26 protein-coding genes are annotated in these 24,724 nt (G+C 49.5%); 20 read left to right on the forward strand and 6 right to left on the reverse strand.

What is annotated here, in order from left to right:
- Nucleotides 1–91: 91 nt before the first annotated feature.
- Nucleotides 92–430 (forward strand): hypothetical protein, encoded by a 339-nt coding sequence (locus tag IPL17_RS22775; RefSeq protein ID WP_345309386.1) that lies wholly within the window; start codon nt 92–94, stop codon nt 428–430.
- Between the two features lie 195 nt (nt 431–625).
- A complete protein-coding gene (locus IPL17_RS22780) occupies nt 626–805 on the forward strand; it encodes a hypothetical protein (protein WP_345309467.1) in 180 nt (59 codons plus the stop codon).
- Nucleotides 806–1,318: 513 nt separating this feature from the next.
- On the opposite strand, the gene IPL17_RS22785 is transcribed toward IPL17_RS22780, so the two are convergent.
- Nucleotides 1,319–1,489, reverse strand: coding sequence for a hypothetical protein (locus tag IPL17_RS22785; protein ID WP_345309387.1), 171 nt, complete (start codon nt 1,487–1,489; stop codon nt 1,319–1,321).
- A gap of 525 nt (nt 1,490–2,014) precedes the next feature.
- Entirely contained in the window at nt 2,015–2,422 is a 408-nt protein-coding gene (locus IPL17_RS22790) for an NBR1-Ig-like domain-containing protein (RefSeq protein WP_345309388.1), read from the reverse strand.
- A gap of 1,016 nt (nt 2,423–3,438) precedes the next feature.
- Between IPL17_RS22790 and IPL17_RS22795 the strand changes: the two genes are divergently transcribed.
- From IPL17_RS22795 to IPL17_RS22805, 3 genes are all read left to right on the forward strand, one after another.
- Nucleotides 3,439–3,600, forward strand: coding sequence for a hypothetical protein (locus tag IPL17_RS22795; protein WP_345309389.1), 162 nt, complete (start codon nt 3,439–3,441; stop codon nt 3,598–3,600).
- A 254-nt stretch (nt 3,601–3,854) separates the two neighbouring features.
- Nucleotides 3,855–4,217 (forward strand): hypothetical protein, encoded by a 363-nt coding sequence (locus IPL17_RS22800; protein ID WP_345309390.1) that lies wholly within the window; start codon nt 3,855–3,857, stop codon nt 4,215–4,217.
- On the forward strand, nt 4,190–5,521 hold the full coding sequence (locus tag IPL17_RS22805; protein WP_345309391.1) for an AarF/UbiB family protein: 1,332 nt from the start codon (nt 4,190–4,192) through the stop codon (nt 5,519–5,521). Before IPL17_RS22800 ends, IPL17_RS22805 begins: the two co-directional genes overlap by 28 nt.
- Nucleotides 5,522–5,654: 133 nt before the next feature.
- Here IPL17_RS22805 and IPL17_RS22810 read toward each other — a convergent pair whose 3' ends face one another.
- Together IPL17_RS22810 and IPL17_RS22815 are read right to left on the reverse strand one after the other, a co-directional pair.
- On the reverse strand, nt 5,655–5,816 hold the full coding sequence (locus IPL17_RS22810; protein ID WP_345309392.1) for a hypothetical protein: 162 nt from the start codon (nt 5,814–5,816) through the stop codon (nt 5,655–5,657).
- A 46-nt stretch (nt 5,817–5,862) separates the two neighbouring features.
- Complete coding sequence (locus IPL17_RS22815; protein WP_345309393.1) at nt 5,863–6,489, reverse strand: NBR1-Ig-like domain-containing protein; 627 nt, start codon at nt 6,487–6,489, stop codon at nt 5,863–5,865.
- 96 nt (nt 6,490–6,585) lie between these two features.
- Here IPL17_RS22815 and IPL17_RS22820 point away from each other — a divergent pair, with 96 nt between their 5' ends.
- Nucleotides 6,586–7,230: a deoxynucleoside kinase gene (locus IPL17_RS22820; RefSeq protein ID WP_345309394.1), complete on the forward strand. Its 645-nt coding sequence runs from the start codon at nt 6,586–6,588 to the stop codon at nt 7,228–7,230.
- A 7-nt stretch (nt 7,231–7,237) separates the two neighbouring features.
- Entirely contained in the window at nt 7,238–8,371 is a 1,134-nt protein-coding gene (locus IPL17_RS22825; protein WP_345309395.1) for a SpoIIE family protein phosphatase, read from the forward strand.
- A gap of 147 nt (nt 8,372–8,518) precedes the next feature.
- On the opposite strand, the gene IPL17_RS22830 is transcribed toward IPL17_RS22825, so the two are convergent.
- Nucleotides 8,519–9,655 (reverse strand): cystathionine gamma-synthase, encoded by a 1,137-nt coding sequence (locus tag IPL17_RS22830; protein ID WP_345309396.1) that lies wholly within the window; start codon nt 9,653–9,655, stop codon nt 8,519–8,521.
- 48 nt (nt 9,656–9,703) lie between these two features.
- The gene (gene abc-f / locus IPL17_RS22835) at nt 9,704–11,332 is read right to left on the reverse strand and encodes a ribosomal protection-like ABC-F family protein (RefSeq protein WP_345309397.1); all 1,629 of its coding nucleotides are present in this window, start codon (nt 11,330–11,332) and stop codon (nt 9,704–9,706) included.
- Between the two features lie 209 nt (nt 11,333–11,541).
- On the opposite strand from abc-f, the gene IPL17_RS22840 reads away from it, so the two are divergent.
- From IPL17_RS22840 to IPL17_RS22900, 13 genes are all read left to right on the forward strand, one after another.
- Entirely contained in the window at nt 11,542–12,078 is a 537-nt protein-coding gene (locus IPL17_RS22840) for a PIG-L family deacetylase (protein WP_345309398.1), read from the forward strand.
- Nucleotides 12,079–12,095: 17 nt separating this feature from the next.
- Nucleotides 12,096–12,383: a hypothetical protein gene (locus IPL17_RS22845; RefSeq protein ID WP_345309399.1), complete on the forward strand. Its 288-nt coding sequence runs from the start codon at nt 12,096–12,098 to the stop codon at nt 12,381–12,383.
- A 143-nt stretch (nt 12,384–12,526) separates the two neighbouring features.
- Nucleotides 12,527–13,285, forward strand: coding sequence for a Yip1 family protein (locus IPL17_RS22850; RefSeq protein ID WP_345309400.1), 759 nt, complete (start codon nt 12,527–12,529; stop codon nt 13,283–13,285).
- A gap of 35 nt (nt 13,286–13,320) precedes the next feature.
- On the forward strand, nt 13,321–14,016 hold the full coding sequence (locus IPL17_RS22855) for an ABC transporter ATP-binding protein (RefSeq protein ID WP_345309401.1): 696 nt from the start codon (nt 13,321–13,323) through the stop codon (nt 14,014–14,016).
- 15 nt (nt 14,017–14,031) lie between these two features.
- Nucleotides 14,032–15,777 carry a hypothetical protein gene (locus tag IPL17_RS22860; protein ID WP_345309402.1) on the forward strand — a complete coding sequence of 582 codons (1,746 nt, stop codon included), beginning with the start codon at nt 14,032–14,034 and terminating at the stop codon, nt 15,775–15,777.
- Nucleotides 15,778–15,790: 13 nt separating this feature from the next.
- The gene (locus IPL17_RS22865) at nt 15,791–17,131 is read left to right on the forward strand and encodes an ABC transporter permease (protein ID WP_345309403.1); all 1,341 of its coding nucleotides are present in this window, start codon (nt 15,791–15,793) and stop codon (nt 17,129–17,131) included.
- 60 nt (nt 17,132–17,191) lie between these two features.
- Nucleotides 17,192–17,533, forward strand: a complete 342-nt coding sequence (locus IPL17_RS22870; RefSeq protein WP_345309404.1) for a PilZ domain-containing protein — start codon at nt 17,192–17,194, stop codon at nt 17,531–17,533.
- A 166-nt stretch (nt 17,534–17,699) separates the two neighbouring features.
- Nucleotides 17,700–18,065, forward strand: coding sequence for a VOC family protein (locus tag IPL17_RS22875; protein WP_345309405.1), 366 nt, complete (start codon nt 17,700–17,702; stop codon nt 18,063–18,065).
- A gap of 90 nt (nt 18,066–18,155) precedes the next feature.
- Nucleotides 18,156–19,268: an exo-alpha-sialidase gene (locus IPL17_RS22880; RefSeq protein WP_345309406.1), complete on the forward strand. Its 1,113-nt coding sequence runs from the start codon at nt 18,156–18,158 to the stop codon at nt 19,266–19,268.
- Nucleotides 19,265–19,561, forward strand: a complete 297-nt coding sequence (locus IPL17_RS22885; protein ID WP_345309407.1) for a MoaD/ThiS family protein — start codon at nt 19,265–19,267, stop codon at nt 19,559–19,561. The genes IPL17_RS22880 and IPL17_RS22885 overlap by 4 nt, the downstream gene beginning before the upstream one ends.
- A gap of 232 nt (nt 19,562–19,793) precedes the next feature.
- Complete coding sequence (locus IPL17_RS22890) at nt 19,794–21,098, forward strand: pyridoxal phosphate-dependent aminotransferase (protein ID WP_345309408.1); 1,305 nt, start codon at nt 19,794–19,796, stop codon at nt 21,096–21,098.
- Nucleotides 21,099–21,187: 89 nt separating this feature from the next.
- The gene (locus IPL17_RS22895) at nt 21,188–21,790 is read left to right on the forward strand and encodes a DUF1629 domain-containing protein (RefSeq protein WP_345309409.1); all 603 of its coding nucleotides are present in this window, start codon (nt 21,188–21,190) and stop codon (nt 21,788–21,790) included.
- Between the two features lie 68 nt (nt 21,791–21,858).
- Nucleotides 21,859–24,654 carry a M20/M25/M40 family metallo-hydrolase gene (locus tag IPL17_RS22900; protein ID WP_345309410.1) on the forward strand — a complete coding sequence of 932 codons (2,796 nt, stop codon included), beginning with the start codon at nt 21,859–21,861 and terminating at the stop codon, nt 24,652–24,654.
- The last annotated feature ends 70 nt before the right edge of the window (nt 24,655–24,724 follow it).

Raw genomic sequence — 24,724 nt, forward strand, 5'->3', positions numbered from 1 at the left:
GATTATCATTATCTCAGTCAAACCATAAGCGGAAAGAGGAATTTTTATGAAAAATATCTCGTCAAACCTGAAACCAAAGTAAAACTCGCAAATGGGACCCGAAAATGATACGGGCGATTTCAAGGGCGGCAAGGTGGAGGGACTGGCCTTGATGGAAAAACTCAATGCCAGATTGGAAATGTTGCAGGAAGCATTGCTTGCCGAACACAAACACAAAGTACTGGTTATCCTGTTACAGGCTATGGATACAGGTGGAAAGGATGGACTGATCCGCCGTGTTAGCCGATCGGGTGAATACTGCGGGGGTGCGGCGAGTTTCAAAGCGCCTACAGCCGAAGAAGAATCTTCGATCACGATTTTTGTAGCGCATCCAGACAAGCAGGTGCCGGGCCAAAAGCGAAATGGTCATTTTCAACCGCAAGCTTGGTGAGGATGTGCTCGTAGTGCGTGTGCATAACGCACCTTCCGCCTGAGGTCTGAGGCAGACGCTTTGATCAGATCACCAATCACTCGAGCGCACGCCTGCCGAAAAATGGCACAACGATATGAAAGTTCTATCTGCAAAGGCTGACCTGGATGAGTCAAAAGGTGACGTGCAAGCCCGCCTTTTGAGACCCGCCAAACGCTGGAAGTTCCGTCTCGAGATCTCGAGGAACGCAAGTTTTGGCCCGATTATATGAATGCCTGGAAGATGCTTGGCAAGACCAGCACCGCATATGCCCCATGGAATATCATCCCCGCTAACCGCAAATGGTTCCGCGATCTGGTAATCTCCTCTGTCCTGGTGGATACGCTGAAGGGTTGAAAATGAATTATTCCGAATCTTGAAGAAGATCTAAATGGGGAAGCTGTAGGATCGAATAAGACTTTTTGCGCTGCGCATCAGGAAGGAATTGTCGTATAGGATTGGGCGCGATATCGGTTGATTTAAAAGTGAAAGTCACCCATCACTTAAAGGTGACTTTCATTTTTTAGCTTATAGTTTCCCGAAAGCTAATGCCTTTATAATCCCAACCGCAAGCGGTTACCGCCTCCTGGATCGGCTTTTTGATCCGTTAGTGCTGAAGCCGATAGCTATATACTACGCCGGGCTTTAACTCCTCAGTAAAGGCATACGCCGCGCCAAACCTCGACCGAGGTCGTTTTGCCCTCGAAACTTTGGAACTGCCAGCGAAAGCGCTGGCATACGCCTGCGCGCGCCATTCAACCAGGAATTCTTCATCCTTGCCGCGCACTTGATGTGTTTTGCGGCATCGAATCATGTAGATAAGGAAGACTTTTGTCAGACTTTCTGCTTTGCAAATAGTTCGTACTCACTTTACGTTCCTACGATCTTCCACTCCGCGATCAAATCGACCTTGAGATAGCCGTCAATGATCTGGTAGGGCGCGGTCTCGCGATCCAAGGTCAATAATCGCTGACGGACTTCGTCCACGGAAAGCACAGGGGTATTCTTATCTTGGATTTCTTGCCAAAGCCAAAGTCCCATTTGATATATTTCCTTTCTGCCTAATGATAGACTTGAATAATTGGACATACGACCGATTCTAATTGATGATCGCCCCTGTGGGAAAGGATATCACCATGCCAGCCAGTATCGATCCTGAGCCTGCCGAAAATGAATTTGAATGTGCTAATTGTGGAGCGTATTTTCATTACGAACTGACCCGCTGTCCCAGCTGCGGGATCAATCTGCACGAGCGAGGACGACCCCGAGGGAAGGCGTAACCTTCCGTAGTCACAGGTCTGTTTAGCAACTGACAGATGTCTTTCATAGAATTTTCAACAAACCATATGTTGCGGATGATGTCTTTGGGGACGCTTGGATGCATCCATTTTATATAATAATTTTCTTCAAAAAGTGCGGGATCGCGCTGTTGCGGATCGGCTGATAGAAATGGAAAAGCCGCGTTGCCCGCCGCTACTCGGCGGGCGTGTATCCAGTCTGCGCTTCAACACTGGGAGAGGGATAATCGCGCCGATAAAAACCTTGATTAATAGAATTTTCGCCTTGTCATTCGAATAAAGACCCGCTTTTAATATGATCAAAGCGGGTCTTTATACTTTCGATTACGCACAAATCGTAGCTTGAAACTAAGGTGGGTGCTGGTGGTGGCTGTGGATGTTGCGGTTGCAGGGGCGGCAACGCTCGTTTTTGTGGCTGTCCGCGGCAGGGGGCTCCGCCTACCGGGATCAGAACATACACTTCGTCGCCGAAGTATTGTCCCGCCGCGGTGGAGATGCGCCACTTCCCGCGGATCGCGCCAGTCTTACTAGGCGCGGTCATGTTGATCGAAATATCAAATTCCGTATTGGCAGGCACATTCTGCGGCAGGGCGTAGGTCGTACCGCTCATTGCATCTCCGCCAATGAACGCGAACTTAAAGCCCGCGTCCCAGGCGCAGGTTCCGCTGTTTCTCACCTTCCAGGTTCTTGGTGAATGTCTGCCCCGCAGACATGGTTGTGTTATCAGGAATGTTAACATCATTAACGTATGTTAATCTGTAGCAGGATGCGGTTGGAACCGCCCCACACCTGTACCAAAGGGAGTTACATTTGCCAATGTTGAAACTGGCAGTGTCGCCGCTGGTGTGTTCGTTGGGGCGGGGTATTTGTCGGCGCGGCAAGAGCGGTCTGAGTTAACTGGGCGGAAAAGTAGCCACAGCCAAAGTCTGCATCGCTTGCAGGCTTAAAGTGGGTGTTGGTTCTGGGGTGGCTTCGCCTCCGCATGCGCTGAGGAGCAAACCGAAAACGATCAATATTGGGACGAAAAAGTTTTACTGAATTTCATTGATTTTCCTTTCTATTTATATTTTGGAATAAGAACCGCATCATAGCGGACCAGGAAGCTGTCCCTGTTCCGATGTAGAGTTTTCTCATTTGGTAGTTTGCTGGGGGAACTGGGTACAGGCAAGGCTGTCATTCTATCAGCCGTACAAATGATAATAGCATACGATACCCGTACAAACTGCCTATGTACATCGTATTTTCATTTTCTTGAGTTAGCTTCAAGAGATCGAAAAAGCGCAGATCAGCCTATCCCTATGTAAGACCCCCTTGCAGATCTCTCAGGGAAAATAGCCTTCATCACAAAGGAGCAAGCATGGCAAAACTAATTCCAGCCGCTGAACGCATCATCCGCGCGCGCGTTAATTCAAAAGGCGCGTGAACTGCCCGTCCCGCCGGAAAGTGGTCGCAATGATTTTTCTTATATTGCAAATGTAAAAGATACCTTGCGCCAGGCGCGCGATCTTGTTAAGTTTATTTCCATAACCGCTGGTGTATCATCCGAGATGAAGGCTGAGGTGAAACGGGTCTATGAAGAAATTGAGCAGGCTGATCGCGAGATATTACAATGACGCGCGTCGGAGAACGTAAAAAAGTTGTAAAATATGGATAGATAAACACATATTCCTTCAAATCAAAGAGAGGCATCCCATGGATAACCAGGAAATTGACACACTACTCGAGAAATTAAATCAGGAGATCGAAGGAATTCAGGCGGACGATGAAAAGGCCAGGCGCTTCTGCGTGAGCTCTCGGCAGATATTCGCGAACTATTGGAACGTGCTGAATCAAAGCAGCCCGCACCTTCAATGATGGATCGCATCGAATCATCAATTGAACATTTTGGAGTGTCTCACCCGACCTCACTACCGCTCTGTCCAGTTTGTTTTCCATTCTAAGTAACGCGGGGATATAAATTTATCAGGACTAACAAAAAGGCATCCGATATCGGGTGCCTTTTTTGTTTGCCTGCCAGTGTTACAATCCGAACATCACATTTTTGGAGATTGAATGAAGCAACCTTCCTATCGTGGACGCTACTTCCGCATCCTTACATTTTTGCCGGCATGATCGCACGTTTTATCTATTGGGAGTTGATCCTGCGTAAAAGCGGCTTTCGCCAGCTTGCCAAACGTACGCGCCCGGAAAGATTTCGCCGCGAAGCCATGCGTTTTCGCGCATTGGCATTGCGTATGGGCGGCGTAATGATCAAAGTTGGGCAATTCCTTTCCTCGCGCCTTGATGTGCTTCCGCCCGAGATCACAGACACCCTTGCCGATCTGCAGGATGAAGTTCCTGCGGAAAACTTTGAGGACATCCGCCAGCTTGCCGAGCATGAATTGGGTGCGCCGCTGATGGAAAATTCGAATGGTTTGATGAGAGTCCGCTGGCCGCTGCATCATTGGGACAGGTACATAGAGCCAGATTGAAGGGCAGTGAAGATGTGGATTTTGTTAACGTCGTCGTAAAAGTTCAGCGCCCAAGCATCGCCTCCATCGTGACCGTTGACCTGTCTGCGTTACAGCGGGTGGGCGGATGGCTGATGCGTTACCGTCCCGTGCGCGAACATGCTGATGTGCCCGCCTTGCTGCGAGAGTTTTCCGCCACGGTGTATGAAGAAATTGATTATCAAAAAGAAGCGCAAAACGCTGAAACATTTTTTGAGAATTTCAGCGATGATAAATTCGTGAACGTGCCGCGTGTGGTCAGAAATTTATCCGCTTTGCGGGTATTGACCCTTGAAGATGTATTCTCGATCAAGATCACGGAATATGATGCCATCACTGCTGCTGGCATTGACCGCGGCGAGGTCGCGCGTAAGTTATTGGATGCCTATCTCGAGCAAATATTTGAAGATGGATTTTTTCACGCCGACCCGCACCCTGGCAATTTATTTATCACGCCATTACCGCGCACGAAAGGAAGTAAACGCAAATCTGTCCGCTGGCAATTGACCTTTGTAGACTTTGGCATGGTGGGGCGTGTGCCTGAGAATCTTCGCAAGGGCTTGCGCGAGACGGTCGTGGCGATCGGCACGCGTGACGCAGCGCGTTTGATCAAGTCTTATAAAGAATTGGGATTTTTATTACCAGGCGCGGATACGCAGGCTTTGGAACAGGCATCTTCAGCCGTCTTTGACCGCTTCTGGGGTATGTCCATGAGCGAGCTGCGTAATGTCCGTCCAAATGAGGTCAGGGACATTGGCCATAAAGTTCGAGATGTGATGGTGGATACGCCTTTTCAGGTGCCAAATGACCTGCTGATGCTGGTTCGTACCGTGGCGATCCTTTCAGGTATGTGTACGGGACTCGATCCGAATTTCAATTTATGGGAGCAGCTTTCGCCTTATGCAAGTAAACTTGTGAAAGAAGAAACTTCTTCCGCCTTTAATTTGGATAATATTCTTAAGCAGGTGGGTGATGTGGTGCAGGCTTTTATCGCCTTGCCTTCTCAGGCCAGTCGATTGCTTTCACAAATGGAATCTGGCGGGCTGGTGGTTCAATCTCCGCAGGTGGCGCGTGAAGTCCGCACTATCAGCCGTTCTGTAGATCGTCTAACAGGTGGAGTTGTATTCGCGGCGTTCCTGCTGAGCGGGGTAATATTGTTAAATAATGGAAATGGCTCAACTTGGGGGAGGTTTGCTTGGAGCCGCAGGCGCGACTTTGTTGTGGGTACTATTTGGGGGGAAAAAGCAGAAATTAAAGAAAGCGCGTCATTGCCGCCGGTCCTCTAGCAGTTTCATGGCGAAGCAATCCCTTGTACTTGTTTGGAGTTGCTTCGCCAAGCGCCTCGCAATGACGTATGAAATTACGCCTTTTCTTCCAGCTTTTCAATTGCTTTATCGAGCATGCTGCGGACAGCGAGCATCATTTCTTTGCGCGCAGCGCGGCGATGTTCCAAAAGCCTTCGGGTAACAAGCCTTTGATGGCTTCGCTCATTTCCTGGCGCGCTTTCCTGTAATGCTCGCGGGCTTCTTCGGGGATCTCGCGTTTGAATTTCTTTTCATTTTCGGTCTTCTTGGTAGCCATGGTTAACTCCTTTTGAACTCTAATTTTATTATAGCACTTTGACTTTTTATGGTGTGCTGGTTGAGGTAGGTGCGGTGACATCTCCGACCACGATCTTGATCGATAGTGTATCGCCAAAGAAAATTCCGTTTTCATCAGCCATACGCCACGCGCTTTCGATGATTCCCGTTTGACCGCTGGGGACAACCAATTGCACAGATATTTCGCGTTTTGCGCCTGTCGGGATGGCATCCGTGAGGGTCACAGTACTTCCGCGCATGCCATCCCCGCCATAATGGTTAAACGTAAACCCCGCTCGCCAGGCACATCCGCCGACATTTTGGACAAGCCAGGTCTTGGTAAAGGCTTCGCCTGCTTTCATTTGTGTTCCATCCTGTACTGTTACATCTTCGATGTAAAGCAGGTTATAGCAGGGATTGGCTGTTGCGGGCGTTTCGAGGGTGACTGTGATTTCTGGGGGCGTGAGGCTCGGCTCAATGATCTTTGGGGTGGGGGATGTAGTAGGAACGGGGACCAGCGTCTTGGTCAGGGATGAGGCGTATGTGGCGACCGCTTCAGTCCGGATCGCATCCGTATCTAAAAGCAAGTCAGCCTGTTCCGAATTATTGCTTCCGCAGGATAAAAGCAGAAATCCAAGGGTCAATATCAAGATAAATAATTTGTGTTTTTTCATAGTGAATACTAAAAGTATAAATCCCTTATTCCTTTATGGGTCTATTTTGTTCAGATTATTATACTTGCAATCTCCCATGATAAAATACCAGCCATTATGGCAAAGCATTTGGTTTTAGTGGCTGGAAATATTGGCGCGGGAAAAACCACGCTCACCGAACGAATTGGTGCGCGCCTGGGTTGGTGGACTGGTTACGAATCCGTGGCGGATAACCCATATCTTTCAGATTTTTATGGCGATATGCATGCCTGGGCCTTTCATTTACAGGTTTTTTTTCTCGGTCACCGCGCAGACCAATATCTCGAAGCTGCGCGGGATGCGCGTTCAGCGATTCTTGACAGAAGCATTTATGAAGATGCCCACATTTTTGCGCGCGCCTTGCACCACATGGGGAATTTAGGTGAACGGGATTATCTCGCCTATCGACGCTTGTTCGAAGTGGTTGTGAATGGATTGCCGCGCCCTGACTTGTTAATATACTTAAAAGCCCCTGTTTCGACATTGATGGATCGTATCCGCAGACGCGCCCGCAACATGGAAACTGGTATTACCCTCGACTATCTGGCTCTGCTTGATTCTTTTTATAATGAATGGCTTGGTGAATTTGATCTTTGCCCTGTGTTGACCATTCAGACCGATGATCTTGATTTCGTACATCAACCCGGACACTTGGATTTGGTGGTACAGCGCATTCAGGATAAATTGGCCGGAAAAGAAATAATGGATCTGACCCAAAGGTAAAATTTATATGACCACGAATTTGCTCAAAAAAATTCCATTATTTGCCGATCTCCCTGAAAATGAGTTGGATCGTATTCTTTCTGTGTTGAGTGTCAAGGAATTGCAGGACCGCGAGATCCTTTTTAGCGAGGGCGATCCTGGCGATGATTTTTATATCATTATGTCGGGTGAACTGGAAGTCCTTTTGGGCGCTGGGCAGTCGGAGGAACTCCAATTGAATGTTGTGCGTGAGGGTGAGCACTTCGGTGAGATGAGCTTGATCATGCCTGGCGGGCATCGCACTGCGACTGTGCGCGCGCGCGGGAAAGCCTCTTTATTATCTCTGAGCCGGTCCCAGTTTTTGGATTTGACTCGCAAACACCCTGAACTTTCCGCGTCCATGGTGCGTGTATTGAGTCAGCGCCTGGATGCCACCAATACACAGACTTTTCATGATCTGACTGAAAAGAATAAACAGCTTCAAAATGCGTACGATGAATTGAAAGCAGCGCAGGCGCAGTTGATCGAAAAGGAGCGCCTCGAGCGTGAATTACAAGTTGCCGCTGACATTCAATTAAGTATCCTGCCGGACGAATTGCCCAAAACGGCCGACTTTGAATTTGGCGCTCGCATCCTGCCTGCCCGTCAGGTGGGAGGCGATCTATATGATGTCTTCGTTCTCAAAGATGATCAATTGGGCGTCTTGATCGGTGACGTAGCCGATAAAGGCGTGCCATCTGCGATCTTCATGGCGCGCGCCCATGCCTTGATCATGGCTGAAGCGGATACGGGTATGACTGCCGGAGAAGTGATGCGCGTAGTCAATCGTCATATTACCCGCTTACAAAAGACTACCCAGTTCGTCACCGTGCTTTATGGCATCCTGGATTTAAAAACTCGTGTATTCAGTTATGCGCGCGCAGGGCATGAGCCGCCATTGATCCTGCATCCCGACGGAACCGTGGAACGCATTCCGCATAGTTCGGGCATGGCGCTAGGCTTGTGGGAAGACATCTCGCTTGATGAACGCACGGTTACCTTGCCTTCTGGCTCCACGTTCCTTTTGTTCACAGATGGTCTCACCGATTGCCGTGACACACATGGCGAACCGTTTGGATTGGAACGCATCAAAAAAACATTAAAGCGGGCTTTCCGGTGTTAACGCGCAGAAGGCGTGTGACCATATGCTTGAAACCTTGATAGAGTATCAGGACGGCTCCAAACAGGATGATGATGTCACACTGGTCGCGATCCATGCGTTGTAGTAAATTTGCCTAAAAGCGAAGGCCTCCCAATTGGGAGGCCTTTTTTATTTTAGTGCCTGTTCAAGATCTGCAAGCAGATCGTCAACATTTTCAATTCCAACAGATAAGCGCACCAGCCCCGGGTCAACTTCCAGCGCGGAGCCGACCACTGATAAATGAGTCATCGCTGCGGGGACTTCGATCAGCGATTCCACGCCGCCAAGCGATTCTGCCAAGGTAAATATTTTTGTGGATTCCGCCACTCGGACAGCTTCGTCCCTTCCGCCATTCATTACGAACGAGATCATTCCTCCGCCATTCAGCATTTGGCGCTTCGCGATCTGGACCTGTGGATGGCTCTCGTGGAAAGGGTATAGCAGCCGTTTGACATTTTTTTGCTTCTCCAGAAACGCCACAATCCTTTCAGCATTCTGCGCGTGACGATCCATGCGGATGGGTAAAGTTTTAATTCCACGCAGCACGAGAAATGAATCCATCGGGCCAATCACTGCACCAATGGCATTTTGCAAATAAGCTAACTTTTCGCCCAACTCTTTATCTTTCCCAATGATCGCGCCGCCGACCACATCCGAATGTCCGCCGAGATATTTGGTCATCGAGTGGACAACCAGATCCGCGCCCAACTCCAGCGGACGTTGCAGATATGGCGTTGCAAATGTATTATCCACAACCAACAATGGCTTGTTGGGATGCGCCTTCACGATCTCAGCGACAGCTCGAATATCCGTCACGGCCAGCAGGGGATTGGTGGGAGTCTCCAACCACACGATCTTTGTGGACGGGGTTAATGCTTCGGCGAGATTCTCAGGGTCGGTTGTGTCGGCAAATGTAAAGTCCAGACCGAAGCGACGCAGCACTTTATCAAATAAACGAAACGTCCCGCCGTACACGTCATTACCTGCAACAACATGGTCGCCGCTTGCAAGCATCCGCAAAACTGTATCTGTGGCTGCCATGCCTGAGGCGAAAGCCAATCCCCAATTTCCATTTTCCAAACCCGCGAGGCAGTCTTGCAACGCCTTGCGTGTGGGATTCAATGTGCGCGAATATTCATATCCCTGGCGCGGCTTTCCAATTCCATCCTGCATATAAGTGGAAGTGAGATACACAGGTGTCATCACCGCGCCGTTGTTTGGGTCGGGTTCCTGTCCTGCGTGAATTGCGAGGGTTTCAAATTTCATTAAGACTCCTTGTAATTGAGAAATGTTGTGCGATTATAAGCGCTACCATTACACAACTTTGATCTTCCGCTCGTTTGCATACCAAACATGCGTAGCGAAGCGCTCAATAAAACTGCGGTCATGCACCACTGCCAGGATGGTGCCGTTGAAATTCTCAAGCGCTTCTTCAAAGCGTTCGCGTGAGGGAATGTCAAGATGATTGATGGGTTCATCCAAAATCAGAAATGTACAGCCTTGTGCGACCAAGGTTGCGAGTTGCAAACGCGCGCGTTCGCCGAAAGAAAGTTCACGCGAGGGACGCAGGGCGATGTCTCCTTTGAAGAGGAAGTAATGCAGAAAGTTGCGCGTGTCTGTTTCGTTGAATGGCGAGACGGATTGTATGGTTTGCAATGCGCTGAAGTTCGGGTTAAGTAATTCCTGTTCCTGTGCCATGTAGCCGAGTTTCGTTGCACCGCCCAAGCGGAACGAACCTGAGAGTGGGGGAATCTTTCCAATGATCGTGCGGATGAAGGATGTTTTTCCCGCGCCGTTGGGACCTGTCAACACAACGCGCTGACCCGCCCGAATACTCACATTGAGATTTGTGAGTAATGGATTTTCAGTCGCGTAGCCAATAGAAAGCGATTCAGTTACCAATGCATCTTTGGATTGATGATCGGGTGTGCCGAAATCCAATCTCATTTGCCATGAGGCACGCGGCTTTTCGATCTTCTCTTCGGTCAGTATGTGTTCGATGCGTGCTTCGATATGTTTGGCGCGGCCAGCTACGTTTTTTGTGGCGCGGTTGCCAAAGAAGCCTTTTGCGAATTTATCGCCGCCATCAGCCTTGCCGCCTTTGCGCATTTTCGTCAAACTGCGGACATGCCCTGCTGCGACGCGGAGTTCCTCGATCTGATCCTGCTGGTCTTGATACGCTTTAGACTGCTTATTCAACTCGGCGGATTTTTGTGCGAGGTAATCGCTATAGTTGCCTGCGTAGGTCTTTATGGAGTGTGTTGTTGAATCCAATTCAAGAATGGATGTGACGGTATTATCCAAAAATACGCGGTCATGTGAGACGATCAATACTGCGCCTTGAAAATGATTGAGCCAGTCTTCCAGCCATTCAAGCATTTCAATGTCGAGGTGATTGGTGGGCTCATCAAGCAGTAATAGATGCGGCTCTTCGAGTAAAACACGCGCCAGCATTAAGCGAGTCTTCTGTCCGCCGCTGAGATGGGCGATGGGGGTATCGAGAGGGAGGTGGGAGAGTCCGAGAGCAGTTAGAATGTTTACAGGTTGCAAGTTGAAGGTTGAAAGGCGTGCAAGGGCTTCATCGTATTGCTGTTGAAGGGTGGAGTCGTTTGGGGTTTGGGATAATGCAAGGGCGAGTGACTCTACTTCAGCGGCGGGATCTGTTTGGGTTGTTGGGTCAAGCCCGAGCGCAGATTGAAGCGTCTGCTCGGGGGTGAAATCCATTCCCTGCGCAAGATACCCAGTTCGGAGATTGAGGCGCGTCGAAGAGACATCGCCTGAGTCGGGCTGTTCGAATCCTGCGAGGATGCGCATGAGCGTGGTTTTGCCTGAACCGTTGGGGCCGATCAGACCAATGCGCTCACCCGCGCTGATATTGAAATTTATATTTTGTAAGACAGGCTGGATGCCAAAATTTTTTGAAAGATTGTGGATGCTAAGCATAAGGAACTCCGTAGTTAAAAAGAAAACCGAGGGCAAGCCTCGGCTGAATCGTTAAATCGTTGCAGCGGGTAATGCCCTAAAAAACTGGTTGACTACAGAATATCTGTCATTCGCTGGGTGCTCCTTTTAGCAGAAAAATTTTATCACAATAATGCTGTGCATAAGGTAAACTTGCGCCTTCATTGAACGTCTACACACAAGAGGAAAATATGACAAAAACTTTATTAGCAGTTTTGGCACATCCCGACGATGAGTCTTTTGGTTTGGGCGGTACGCTGGCATTGTATTCCAGCAAGGGATACGATGTTTATTATGTTTGCGCCACGCGTGGTGAAGCGGGGACCGTGGATGAGGAGCATTTAAAAGGTTTCAAAGATACAGCCGAGATGCGGACTGCGGAGCTTATGAAAGCCGCGCAGGCGCTTGGCTTGAAGGAAGTATTTTTTCTGGGCTATCGTGATTCGGGTATGCCTGGCACTGAACCAAATCAACATCCCGATGCGCAGATCAACGCTCCAATTGATGAAGTGGCAGGGCGGGTTGTGAAATATATCCGCGATTTGAAACCCGAGGTGGTGCTGACCTTTGACCCAATCGGCGGATACAAACATCCGGACCATATCCACATTCACAAGGCGACTGTGCTTGCATTTAAAAATTCAGACAACGCTTCTTTCCATCCGGAAGCTGGTCGCCTTTCAAGCCGCAGGCCTTGTATTATCAGGTTTTTCCGAAAGGACTGTTAAAGGCGGCGGTCCGCTTGATGCCGCTTTTTGGGAAAGACCCGACAAAATTTGGACGTAATGGCGACATCAACATCAAGGAACTTGCTGAAGTAACTTTCCCCATCCACGTGCGCTTGAATGTTCAGCCTGTCTCTGAAGCAAAGCGTAAAGCCAGCGAGGCACATGCTTCCCAGGGCGGGATGCAGATGCGGCGCGGGCTGATGGGTTTTATTACCAGATTCCTTGGTGAGAAGGAAGATTACATGCAGGCTTATCCGCCAGTGGGGGATTCGTTCAGACGTAAGGTTGACCTTTTTGATATTTAAATATTTTATCGGAGCGCGGACTTCAGTCTGTATTCCAAAATCAGTACGGCTGGGAACTTTTCCAGCCGTTTTTTCGTTAATGGTCTGGGAATCTCTTTTTTGGAAGCATGATAGAATCTTAAAACTTCTTCTAGGGACTATATATGACCGAAATCACTCCTAATATCCCTGTTCGCAGACTGAATCTTGCCAGAATTTTCCTGGTTTTGTTGCAACCTCGGCGTGCTTTTGCAGAGATCGCGGCGGAAGCCAATGCTTCGTGGCTCACTCCCATGTTGTCTTTAAGTCTCTCGGGACTGCTAAGTGTGATGGTACGTGGTTATCTAACTTCACGAGCTGCGCTGATGGGCGAAATTCCCCTGCCTCCGGACTGGCAGTATTGGACGCCTGATATGCAAAACAATTACATGCAGGCACAGCAATCCATGCAGGGGCCTGTTTTTGTCTACATTATTCCACTCGTTTCGGTATTGGTCGGACTGTGGTTGGGATGGTTGATTCTGAGCGGCATGTTGCATCTCGGTTCCACTTTGTTAGGCGGGCGCGGATCAATGCAAGGCGCGTTGAATGTGGTTGGCTGGGCATATCTGCCGTTTGCTGTGCGTGATATTTTGCGGGTAGTCTTCATGTTGATCGCAGGGCATGCCATTGTCAGCCCGGGACTATCCGGTTTTGCGTCAAACCCAGGCTTTGTTGCTGAGATCCTCTCACACGTCGATTTGTTTTTCCTTTGGAGTACAGTATTGTTGATCATCGGTTTTGGCATTTCTGATGGTCTTTCGAAGGGCAAGTCGATCGCTGGGGTGATCCTTATCTTGCTTATTCTTTTGTTGATCCAGGCCGGTTTGGGAACCTTAATTTCAAACATCGGCGGATTGGCCAGCCAAAACCCGATCTTTTAGGATTTATGACTTCTCCATTAATTCGAATTAGAGCCTTGACGAAACATTATCAAATGGGCGGGACGATTGTCCGTGCCTTGGATGGTGTTGATTTGGATATCGAGGCACACACCTTCACGGTCGTGATGGGACCTTCTGGTTCGGGCAAAAGCAGTTTGCTGTATCTGCTTGGCGGATTGGATCGTTCCACTTCGGGCGAGATCTCTATCAATGAGGAGCGCCTTGACCAAATGGATGAAAATGCGCTGGCGCTTTTTCGCCGCCGCACGATGGGATTTATTTTCCAATCTTATAATTTGATCACCAGTATGAATGCGCTTGAGAATGTCGCGTTTCCAATGCAATTTACTGGCACACCGGTTGGAGAACGCAGTGAAAAATCACGCAGGCTATTGGAACAGGTGGGACTCTCTGACCGTAGTCATCACCGTCCGTCCGAGCTTTCGGGTGGGCAGCAGCAGCGGGTTGCGGTTGCGCGGGCGCTGGTCAACAATCCCAGTTTGATCCTCGCCGACGAGCCAACCGGCAACCTGGATACCACCAGCGGGGTTGCGGTCATGCAATTACTCTCCGACCTGCATCGCTCCGGGCGGACAGTGTTGGTTGTGACGCACGACCCGCGCATGACGCGTTTTGCAACCCATAAGATTTTTCTGCTGGATGGTCATGTCGTTAGTGAAGCCGAGTACCAATCCGCAACAATGGATATGGCGAATCTTTCATCCAATTAATCCATGGGAGAATAAATGAAGTTTCCAATTAAACATATTATTTCCGCATTCCTTACATTAACCCTGTTGGTGGGCTGGGTCAAACCGGCTTATGCGGCAGATGGAATTATTACAATAATTCCCGGTAATGTTACTAATGACGTTGGCAATACTATAACAATTTCACTTGAAGGTTCAACATATGCGTTTGTAAATGGGGCCGTTGTAATATTGAATGGTTCTGCGTACATTGCAAATGTTTTGACAACCGGAGTATTGACTTTTGATATTCCCATAGGGCTTGCGCCGGGAACTTATACGGTATCAGTAAAAAACCCTGATAATACAATAATTCCTTGCGGTGGTTCTTCATGTTCTTTCGTAGTGAGTCTTCCAGTTGTTGTTCCAACTGCAACTCCCACGGCAACTGGGACCCCTCTGCCATTTACCCGCCCGCAGCTGCGGGTTACGTTCTCCGGGGCGAGTAGTAAACAGCTCGTCTCTGATAAACCGTTCAAATTCACTGTGAATTTTCAAAACGCCGGCAACATGACAGCTTTCAACACGCAAGCAGTCTTTTCATCCGCCGACCTTGTTCCACTGGATACGGGCGGAGTGGCGGTAGTGGGGAATATCTCTGCAGGGGGTGGTGTTGAGGTTGAGCAGAGATTTACTTCGCAGGGTTCTCTGTCTGGAAAGACTTTTGTCATTATTGATGTTATGGTCACTTATTACGATGATAAAGGTACCTCTTACTCTGATAAATTCACACTCAATGTTCCGACCGGTGGCAGCGGGAGCGGGAGCGGCATTGTGTATCCCACGGCGACGCCCACAGGTGTGAATACTGCCCAATTGGTCATCACCAGTTATGCATCCACGGTTGATCCGCTGCAACCCGGTGATCAATTTGAATTGGGTCTGACAGTTCAAAATATGGGCAATACCACCGCCAAGCGCGTCACCATGATCATTGGTGGAGGCTCGTCAGGATCGGGTGGCGGGACACCACAGGCTGGCGGAGTGTCGGGCGGGAGCGGTGAGTTTACGAACTTTGCCCCTGTTGGCACCTCCAATATTCAATCGTTAGGCGACCTGTCGGCAGGCGGCGCATTGCAAGTGACACAGAATTTGATCGTCAATGTATCCACCACGCCCGGCGCGTATCCGATGAAGGTCACTTTTTCTTATGTGAATAAGGATGGCGAAGTCATCAACGACGATCAGGTCATTACTTTGCTGGTGTATAGTTTACCGAATGTAGATGTAAGTTTCTATCGTCCGCCCGACCCATTTTTCACGGGGCAGCCGGGGGCGTTGCCGATACAGATCGTGAATCTTGGCAAACGCACCTCGGTTTTGGGAAGTATGAAGATTGAGGCAAGCGGCGGGACTCTCGAGCCTTCCTCGACCTTGGTTGGATCGCTCGACCCCGGCGGATACTTCACTTTTGATACCACAGTGTTCCCGGATATCTCAGGTCCCATGCAATTGAACATCACCATTGACTACACAGATGACTTCAATCAATCACGTGTCGTTACCAAGACATTGGAGATTACCGTTGAGGAAACTTTTATTGACCCATCCCTTGACCCTTCACAAAGTGGCGGTGGCGGAGAAGTCATCATAGAAGAAGAAACTTTTTTCCAGAAAATATGGCGCTTCATTCTCGGGGTGCTTGGACTCGATTCTGCACCGCCGGATTCCGGCGGTGGAATAGCCGAGCCGGTTCCCGACCAACAGGTGGTCCCGATCCCATCGGGTGGTGGTAAAGGATAGATTCGGAATCATTATGAAATTTCTGGATCTGCTCCGCCTTATCTTTGGAAATCTCAGTCGCCGAAAAGCGCGTGTAGCTTTGACTGCCATTGGCGTGGTCATCGGCACTGCGGCTGTTGTCATCCTTGTTTCACTGGCGATCGGTCTGCAGAAAAGCGCGACTGACTCACTGTATGGCATCGGCGACTTGACCCAGATCGACGTCATGCCTACATATGGTGGTGGCGGATTTGGCGGCGGTGGGGGTGGCCCGTTTATTTCGCAAGCGGTTGGTGAAGCAAGTCAGCTTGACCAGCCCGTACTTCTGACAAATTCAGCGCTCGAGCAGCTACGAGGCATACCTGGTGTAAAAGCAGTCATTCCGCGTGATTATTTAAACGCGGGTGTTATCGTTCGTTATCAGCGCTTGGAAGGCGGCATGAATATCATCGGTGTTGCGACCGATGACCTTTCAAACCTGGGGCTGGAGGCAAGCCAGGGAACGACTGCCCTGTCCAAAGGGTCGATTGTGATCGGTGTGATGACGCCTAATAATTTTTATGATCCGCGCCTGCGCCCCGGCCAGGAACCGCCGCCCCCGCCGGATCTGATCGATCAGCAGATCCAAATGATCGTTCTCAAGTATGATCAAAATGGAAATGAAACCCGTAAGACTATTAGTTTACGGGTCGCGGGAATAATTAATGAAACAGGCGGCGAGCCGGATTATTCAGTGTATCTGCCGTTGGAATTGACAAAGTCATTAAATGAGTGGGCGAATGGTTACCGCATCAACTACAACAAAGACGGCTATAGTCAGGTGATCGTAAAGGTCGAAGATGCGAATCAGGCTCTTGATATTGCCGAGCAGATCACCGCGATGGGGTTTCAGGCGATTACTCCGCAATCGTTTCTGCAGGGCATCAATAGTTTTTTTGTGGTTTTGCAGGTTATTTTCGGCGGAGTGGGTGCGATCGCTTTATTGGTCGCTGCGATCGGGATCGCCAATACGATGGCGATGTCTATTTTGGAACGCACACGAGAGATTGGTTTAATGAAAGCGGTCGGCGCGACCAACCGGGATGTGCTGTCCATTTTTCTTGGAGAAGCCGCGGGGATCGGCTTTATTGGCGGGCTGGGCGGCATTGTGATCGGCTGGCTGGCGGCGCAGGGTATGAATGTGCTCGCATTGGCTTATCTGGCGGGGCAGGCGAGCCAGCAGGGCGGCGCGCCGCCCAGTGTGGCAGTCTATACGCCGATCTGGCTGCCAATTTTCGCGCTGGTCTTTTCTACATTGATCGGGATGCTTTCTGGTCTGTACCCGGCGTTACGCGCAGCGACGATGATTCCCGTCCAGGCATTGAAATATGAGTAACTTTACGTTATAAGTGGTACGATTGGGAAATCCATTCATTAGTGTGACAGGAGAATCCAAATGCCAGAAAGACGGACCACCCCGCGAAAAAAATTTGATTATTACATGCGTGTTGACGACGACGACGCTCAAAAACTCCTCGGTCACATGGTGCAGGTGAGTGCGATTGGTTTGCAATTGGAAACGACTGTGCCCCTGCCGCTTCAAAAAGATTATTACCTTCGCCTCGAACTGACTGCAGAACTGGCTGACCACCCCTTCATCATTTTTTTAGCCCGCACAAAATGGTGCAAGATCGACGATATTCATCCAAATTTGTTTCATGTCGGTTTTCAGATCATGGAGATCACACCTGAAGATAGCAGGGTCATTTTAAATATCATCAAGAAATATGGATCATAATTCTATAAACTGGTTTTGATTAATTGAGGTGTACGCGCGCCTCAATTTTTTTTACTTATATACGGCTGTTACGAAAATAGCTGCACCAAATATGGGGATTGACAAACTAGAACAAAAGTTCTAAAATCAGACTATTGTTATCCATTTATTATCAAAAGGAGATGCCATGTCTAAAAGGAATGTTGTTCATGTTGAGATCCCGGCTGCGAATTTGGAAGGTGCGGGCAAATTTTATTCCGAGCTGTTCGGCTGGAAAATTCAACATATGCCTGAAATGAATTACACAATGTGGGAAGCCGAAGACCATACCGGCGGAGGTTTTCCTGAGGTATCGGCTGAGTATCCTGCGGGACAGGTGCTGGTCTATATTGACAGCGATGATATTGATGTGGATTTGAAGAACGTCGAGAAACTGGGCGGCAAGGTGCTTCGTCAGAAAACTGAGATCCCTGGAATGGGTTGGTTTGGGATTTTTAAAGATCCAACTGGAAACGTGTTGGCGTTATACACAGGCTTGAATCCTGTTGGATAATTGATGCTTTGTATCCTCCCGGAAATTTATCCACTCGGGAGGATATATTTTAAAATCGATGAGCAATTTGACCTTGGAAAGGAGAACAACATGAGCGGAGTACGGGTATTGGTCGGCACACATAAGGGTGCGTTCATTCTGACATCAGACGCCAAACGAAAAGACTGGAAGATCAACGGTCCGTTCTTTGCGGGTTGGGAGATCTATCACATGCACGGGTCTCCAGTTGACCCGAACCGTTTGTACGCCTCGCAATCCTCGGGCTGGTTCGGACAGGTGATTCAGCGCTCCAATGATGGCGGCCAGACTTGGGAACCTGTTGGCAATAAATTTGCATATGATGGTGTTCCCGGCACACATCTATGGTATGACGGCACCCAGCATCCATGGGAATTCAAACGTGTCTGGCGTCTCGAACCATCGCTGACCGATCCTGATACGGTTTATGCTGGCGTGGAAGATGCGGCCTTATTTAAATCTACGGATGGCGGACAGAACTGGCAGGAGCTATCTGGACTCCGTGAAGCGAAGGGGCATCTCTGGCAGCCGGGCGCGGGTGGGATGTGCCTGCACACGATCATCCTTGACCCGAGCAATGCTCAACGGATGTTTGTTGCTATTTCTGCCGCCGGTGCGTTTCGCACTGACGATGGCGGTCAGACGTGGCTCCCGATCAATCAGGGACTTAATTCTGGTGAAATTCCTGATACCAGCGCCGAGGTCGGTCATTGTGTTCATAATCTCGCGATGCATCCATCGCATCCGAATGTGTTATTCATGCAGAAACATTGGGATGTGATGCGCAGTGATAATTCAGGCGACTTGTGGAATGAAGTTAGCGGCAATCTGCCAAGTGATTTTGGATTCCCGATCGCGGTCCATGCGCACGAACCGAATACCATTTATGTTGTCCCGATCAAAAGTGACTCGGAACATTTTCCGCCCGATGGCAAACTGCGCGTCTATCGCAGCCGCACAGGTGGGAACGAATGGGAGGCGCTGACGAACGGCCTGCCGCAAAGTGATTGCTATGTGAATATTCTGCGCAGCGCCCTTGCTGTTGACACACTCGATTCTTGCGGAATATATTTCGGCACCACCGGCGGACAGGTGTACGCATCTTCTGATTCAGGCGACAGTTGGATGCCCATCGCGAGCAACCTGCCTGCTGTATTATCGGTCGAAGTTCAAACAGTGCCATGATCCGAGTTGTGATCCCCCATCACTTGCGGACGCTGGCGCAGGTCAACAGCGAGGTAGAGATTTCCATAGATGGGCTGGCAACTCAAGGCGCGGTCCTTGATGCGCTTGAGTCGAAATATCCCATGCTGCGCGGGACGATCCGCGATCAGGTTACAAAACAGCGCCGGCCTTTCATCCGCTTCTTTGCCTGCGGAGAAGACCTATCACTTGAGTCTCCAGATGTTCCATTGCCCAACGCGGTTGTGATTGGAGCAGAACCTTTTCGGATCGTAGGAGCCATGGCTGGAGGCTGACAAAGTTAAAATCCTGCTTGACGCATGAATATCACAGTGGTATCCTTGCGCGCAATGTTCAGCCAATTCATTGTAGATACCAATAATACCAATCGTACTACCCGCACTCATACAGTGCCGGGGCTTTGGTATTTATCAGGTGAACAGGAACAAGCACATTCATCCTAGATAAGGAAACCAAACGCCCCGAGCCTCGGGGCGTTTTTCTTAATACACTAAAGGAGAAATCATCATGTCCATTTCGAACACCACGCCAGTCTTTGCAGTTGACGAAAAGAATCTTGTCCCGGTCAGCGATCATCTTAAGCAGATGATGGATATTCCGCCTTCACGCATGTTCCTCATTAACAAGTCGTTGAAAGTTTATGTGGAGAAGAATCCCGGCGCGAAAATATTCGATGCGTCTCAGGGTGATGGAGGTGCTTCACTTCCTGGAACTCCCAAAGCGCTTTTGGAACGCGCGCTTCAGCTTCAACTGGAACATGGTACGGCTTACGATATGCCGTTCGGTACGGATGCATATCGCAAGGCAGTCATTGAGCAGTATTGGAAATTGGATTCGTCTTCTGGCTGGGGGCCTGCCAACGTGCTCGGCACCGCCGGCGGACGTGATGCGTTGATCAAAGCCTACCAAGCCATGATGGCGCTGGGACATGGACGACAGGGTGACTTGATCATGGTCTCGCGCGTGCCGTGGATTTCCTATAACTGGGGCCCATACGGCGTCGGTGCGAACGTACTCTGGACGCCCGGTGATCCTGCCCAGGGTTGGGCATACTCCGAAGATGCGATTCGTGAGAGTGTGAAGTTTGCTGAATCCAAGGGACGCAGGATTGCAGGCATCATCATCACCAACCCAGATAACCCCACGGGGTTGACCATCGCAGTCGAGAAACAAGTCTCACTCGCCAAAGCCGCGTTGGAAGCGGGTGTGGCCTTTGTTCTCTTTGATTGGATGTATCACTACGTCACCGACGAATCCCCAATGGATTTGAACTCCTTCCTGAAATTCTTCACGCCCGAAGAACGCAAACGCTTGATGTTCCTGGATGGCATCACCAAATCACTCGGCGGATCGAATATCCGCAACTGCCATTTGATCGCGGACGAGAGCGTCATCAAGTTCATTGTGGCGCGTGCTTCACATGGAGTCATCCCGCCGTTTTATTCTCTGGCTGTGGCGATGGCCGCTTATGAAATGGGATTCAGCGAAGCCGCCAAATCCATCATCGAGCCGACCAATGCCAGCCGTGTGGTCTTGAAGAAATTGCTTGCCGAAAGTGGAATGCAGCACATCATCGGCAAAGGTTATTATGCCTTTATGAATGTCGGTGAATATGTCAAAGCAGGCGGCTTGGCAGACAGCGAACCGCTTGGACAATATCTCGCAGAAAATCATGGCGTGGCCGTTGTCCCCGGCGCGTTCTTCTCTCCCTTCGGCAATGACTGGATCCGCTTCTCTTATGCCACTCCCGCCGAAAGAACCGAAGGCGCATTCAAGAGGTTGGTGGAAGGTTTGGAAAGTTTGAAGAAGTAGATTAAAAAAAGAAGAAAGAGGAAAGATTTTGAGTCTTTCCTCTTTCTATACTTTTCAATGGAGTAAAATCTTGCATCTAGCAAATAATTATGAAAAAACACATTGAGACAAAAATCTATCATTTGATGATGAATGGAAATTTATGGGATGATGCCCCAGACCTTTTGTTTGAGGTAAGCCATGACGATAGGGAGTTTGATTATTTTTCGCTTTGTAAAGGGAAATCTGTCTCAAAAAATTGGCCAAGTGATTTCGTAATCAATGTTACTGGTAAGACTCTTGTTGATTTTTTCTATTGTGGCGCTTACTATACGGTTATTTCAGATAAAGCAAAAGAAGTTTTTGAACAATTTTCCCAATCTGTTGAATTTTTGCCTGTTCGTCTTAAGCATGAGGATACACAAAAAATTATGCCTAATTATTGGGTTCTCAATATTCTTGAAGTTTTAGAGGTTCTTGACTGGGAAAATACGTATTGGATAGAAAAGCTCATTCCCTACAATGAGCCTGACGCATATTCTAGGATAATAAAACCCGCTCTAATTGGAAAACTAATTAATAAAGATGTATTCCTTATTAACGTAGGCGGCAAGGTTACTAGAACTGTTTTTGTTTCGAATAACCTTAGAAGAACGCTGATTAATGCGAACACTAGAATGGGTATGAGTTTTGGTCCTGTGAAAATTACATAGTCTTTCTTCATACTCACTCACCATGTCCCACGTACCACTAATTACTAATTACCAACAGGAATCATCTCATGCCCTCACAAAAATTTGCCGATAAATATCTTCTCGCTGTAGAGCAAGCCATCAAGGAAAAACCGCAAGGCGGCCTCGACGGCTTCGAGCAGGAATGGAATCTGCTCGATGAAGAATTGCGCCCATTGTTGACCGTTGGTGCAGGACCCAACCAACATTCGTTTGTGGATTATCTTCGCGCCGAATGTATTCCGCAATGGAATCAGCAGTATAGCCAGCTCGAAGTCTTTCACTGGATGATCGAGTGGGCCACGCGTCCGTATTACTCTCCGCGCGGCGCGATGTACGAAGCCCGTCTCATGGAGGCCACGTTGATGAATGCCCTGCATCGCGCGGGTGTCAGCTTCGGCGAGCGCCTGCACTATTGGCATGGCAATCTGCTTTTTCTGACCGACATCGGGCACAAGTCCATACCGGGCAACTGGCCGATCGCCAAACGCCGCTATCTCGAAAAGTGTGTTGACCTATATGGTGACATGCTTGCAACGACGGGCATCCACACCAACATGTCACTGCCCGATCCGCTCTTCGCGTGGGATTTCATGCACCTTTCTCCAAGCGAACGCGGCGACCAGCATCTTGATGAATTCAAGTCCGAGTTCTACATCACAGCTACGCGGCTGCTGCGCGCGTTCGCGTCTCTCTTTATTGCCACCAGTGCGTCAACGCCGATGCAGGCTCAGGTCAAGGATGGGCGTGCGGCGGTCATCCTGACCGAATATGATTCCATTCGCAATTTAACTTTCCCCAATCCGCGTGAAATTGATCTGCCCGATCTGTATCGCTCGTATAAAGATTACCTGCAAATCTCATATGATCTCGTGCGGCGCGGAGTGCGTTTTGGTAACAATAACTGGACTCCGATCCGCGCGCGTAGTTTTGCTGACCCTGTCGAGCGGATTATTTCAACTACCAGTGACCAGCTCAACGCGTTGTACACACGCGGATTGTACGCCGCTGGCGAATCCACTCCGCCCGAAGAGATGGCCCTGCAAGTCGAGAAGCAGAATCTCATGGCGCGCATCAACCTCCCGATGGGGCGTGTCGAGATCCGCGTGGATGAAGGCGGTCACAGCCTTGACCTGGATATTGCGAACCTGACCTTCAAGCATTTGCTGATGCTGAAAATTTATTCCGACCCGAAATTTGCGCGCGGATTCCGTTATGACCGTGAGGATATTAACCGTGCCCGCGCGAATGAGGACCTTGCCGCAAAACACGGTTTGCGTGCCGAGATCGAGAATCCGCTGACAGGCAAGCCCGTTAACTTGCGCGCCTTCCTCAAATGGTCTCTTGGTGAAGTCAAACCGCTGGCTGAAGCTTTGAACATGTGGAAAGATTTGCAACCGCTCGTGGAAATGTCCGAGGGCGGACGCAACACAGCGGAGAAGATCCGTGCGCGCTTAAAGATGGAGCTTGGCGAAAACGAAGAAGTGCCGCTCACTGTTTTGAAGGAATTATTTTATGAACACGAGGCGCAGATTAAAGCGGATGTCGAACACATTTGCGCGGATTACAATTCGCTCGGATCCGATGCATCGAAGATCGCGGAGTACATTCAACGCAGCCGCGATGCTGCGCGTCAAACAACAAATGCACCCATACAGTTCCAGGCGCGGACACAGGCGGTCATTGAATTGTCGTATCAAGACAAAACTGCTGAGATCGTGGATTTATCCAAACAGTTGATCAGTATTCCATCTGTCACTGCCTGCCCTGATGAAAGACTGGATGAAGTACATCGCGCTGGTTCGTTGATCAATGATTATCTCCGCAGCGCGGGGCTTGACGTTAAATACTTTGATGGGAAATATCCCGCTGTATATGCAACCTTCCCCAAGGCCACGAAGGATAATCCGATTTTGTTAACGGGCCACTTCGATGTTGTCGAACCTGAGCCCGATGACTCTCAGTTTGTTCCGCGCATTGAAGGGGATTATCTTCACGGCCGCGGCGCAGCGGACATGAAGACTGTCGTTGCGACTTACATGGTATGGATGAAGGATACGATGAAGGCAGGCGCGCCATTTCCCAATATTGCCTTGATGTTGGTTGGTAATGAGGAAAATGGTGAGTCTGAAGCATGGGGTACGCCGCATCTGTTGAAAGAGTTGGATCTCACGCCATCCTTATTCATCGCAGGCGAACGTACAGGCGAAAAAGGCAATGAGTTGTTTGGAGAAATTTGCGTGGAGAATCGCGGCGTGATGCGCTTTGACGTGATCGCGCGCGGCGCGAAAGGTCACTCTGGCGTAGCAGGCACTGGTGACTTGAGCGAGAAACTCATCAACGCCCGCACTGCTTTGAATGAGATTTTTGCCAAACATCTCACACTCAAAGCAGCGGATGGATGGCAATCACAGGCCAAGTTCCCATTTATCAATGTCGGAACAGTGGGCGTGTATAACGTCACTGCGGCGGAAGGAATTTTGGGCGTGGAGATCCGTCCCATTCCGCAGGATGACACATCCGCGCTGCGAAGTGAAGTCGAAGCGTATTGCGCAGAAAATGGATCGGAAGCAAAATTCACTGTCATGGAAAACGGTGTGGCTTGCGACAGGGATAATCCAGCGTTGCTCGCGCTGATCGAAGCAGTCAAACAGGCTTCAGGTGGACAGGATGCGCGTATTGGTAGAAAGCTGCCCGGCACCAGCGCAAGATTTGCTCCGGGCGGGCAGGCTGTCGTTTGGGGTCAATCAGGTGTCGGCCCACATGCGAAGAACGAAGCGCATTACATCCCGAGTATTGAGCCGTATTACAGATCGCTGAATGAGTTGGCGAAGTTGTGGAAGTAAATTTCAGAAGATATACCGGGAAAGAGAGTGGCGTTTATAGCCGCTCTCTTTTTGCTTATTTCTGTTTTTT

This window comes from Candidatus Villigracilis saccharophilus, from assembly GCF_016711665.1.

Coding starts and splice junctions, on each gene's coding strand:
- IPL17_RS22775 (WP_345309386.1), top strand. CDS start 92: ATGGGACCCGAAAATGATACGGGCGATTTCAAGGGCGGCAAGGTGGAG.
- IPL17_RS22785 (WP_345309387.1), bottom strand. CDS start 1,489: ATGGGACTTTGGCTTTGGCAAGAAATCCAAGATAAGAATACCCCTGTG.
- IPL17_RS22795 (WP_345309389.1), top strand. CDS start 3,439: ATGGATAACCAGGAAATTGACACACTACTCGAGAAATTAAATCAGGAG.
- IPL17_RS22800 (WP_345309390.1), top strand. CDS start 3,855: ATGATCGCACGTTTTATCTATTGGGAGTTGATCCTGCGTAAAAGCGGC.
- IPL17_RS22810 (WP_345309392.1), bottom strand. CDS start 5,816: ATGGCTACCAAGAAGACCGAAAATGAAAAGAAATTCAAACGCGAGATC.
- IPL17_RS22815 (WP_345309393.1), bottom strand. CDS start 6,489: ATGAAAAAACACAAATTATTTATCTTGATATTGACCCTTGGATTTCTG.
- IPL17_RS22820 (WP_345309394.1), top strand. CDS start 6,586: ATGGCAAAGCATTTGGTTTTAGTGGCTGGAAATATTGGCGCGGGAAAA.
- IPL17_RS22825 (WP_345309395.1), top strand. CDS start 7,238: ATGACCACGAATTTGCTCAAAAAAATTCCATTATTTGCCGATCTCCCT.
- IPL17_RS22830 (WP_345309396.1), bottom strand. CDS start 9,655: ATGAAATTTGAAACCCTCGCAATTCACGCAGGACAGGAACCCGACCCA.
- abc-f (WP_345309397.1), bottom strand. CDS start 11,332: ATGCTTAGCATCCACAATCTTTCAAAAAATTTTGGCATCCAGCCTGTC.
- IPL17_RS22840 (WP_345309398.1), top strand. CDS start 11,542: ATGACAAAAACTTTATTAGCAGTTTTGGCACATCCCGACGATGAGTCT.
- IPL17_RS22845 (WP_345309399.1), top strand. CDS start 12,096: ATGCCGCTTTTTGGGAAAGACCCGACAAAATTTGGACGTAATGGCGAC.
- IPL17_RS22850 (WP_345309400.1), top strand. CDS start 12,527: ATGACCGAAATCACTCCTAATATCCCTGTTCGCAGACTGAATCTTGCC.
- IPL17_RS22860 (WP_345309402.1), top strand. CDS start 14,032: ATGAAGTTTCCAATTAAACATATTATTTCCGCATTCCTTACATTAACC.
- IPL17_RS22865 (WP_345309403.1), top strand. CDS start 15,791: ATGAAATTTCTGGATCTGCTCCGCCTTATCTTTGGAAATCTCAGTCGC.
- IPL17_RS22870 (WP_345309404.1), top strand. CDS start 17,192: ATGCCAGAAAGACGGACCACCCCGCGAAAAAAATTTGATTATTACATG.
- IPL17_RS22875 (WP_345309405.1), top strand. CDS start 17,700: ATGTCTAAAAGGAATGTTGTTCATGTTGAGATCCCGGCTGCGAATTTG.
- IPL17_RS22880 (WP_345309406.1), top strand. CDS start 18,156: ATGAGCGGAGTACGGGTATTGGTCGGCACACATAAGGGTGCGTTCATT.
- IPL17_RS22885 (WP_345309407.1), top strand. CDS start 19,265: ATGATCCGAGTTGTGATCCCCCATCACTTGCGGACGCTGGCGCAGGTC.
- IPL17_RS22890 (WP_345309408.1), top strand. CDS start 19,794: ATGTCCATTTCGAACACCACGCCAGTCTTTGCAGTTGACGAAAAGAAT.
- IPL17_RS22895 (WP_345309409.1), top strand. CDS start 21,188: ATGAAAAAACACATTGAGACAAAAATCTATCATTTGATGATGAATGGA.
- IPL17_RS22900 (WP_345309410.1), top strand. CDS start 21,859: ATGCCCTCACAAAAATTTGCCGATAAATATCTTCTCGCTGTAGAGCAA.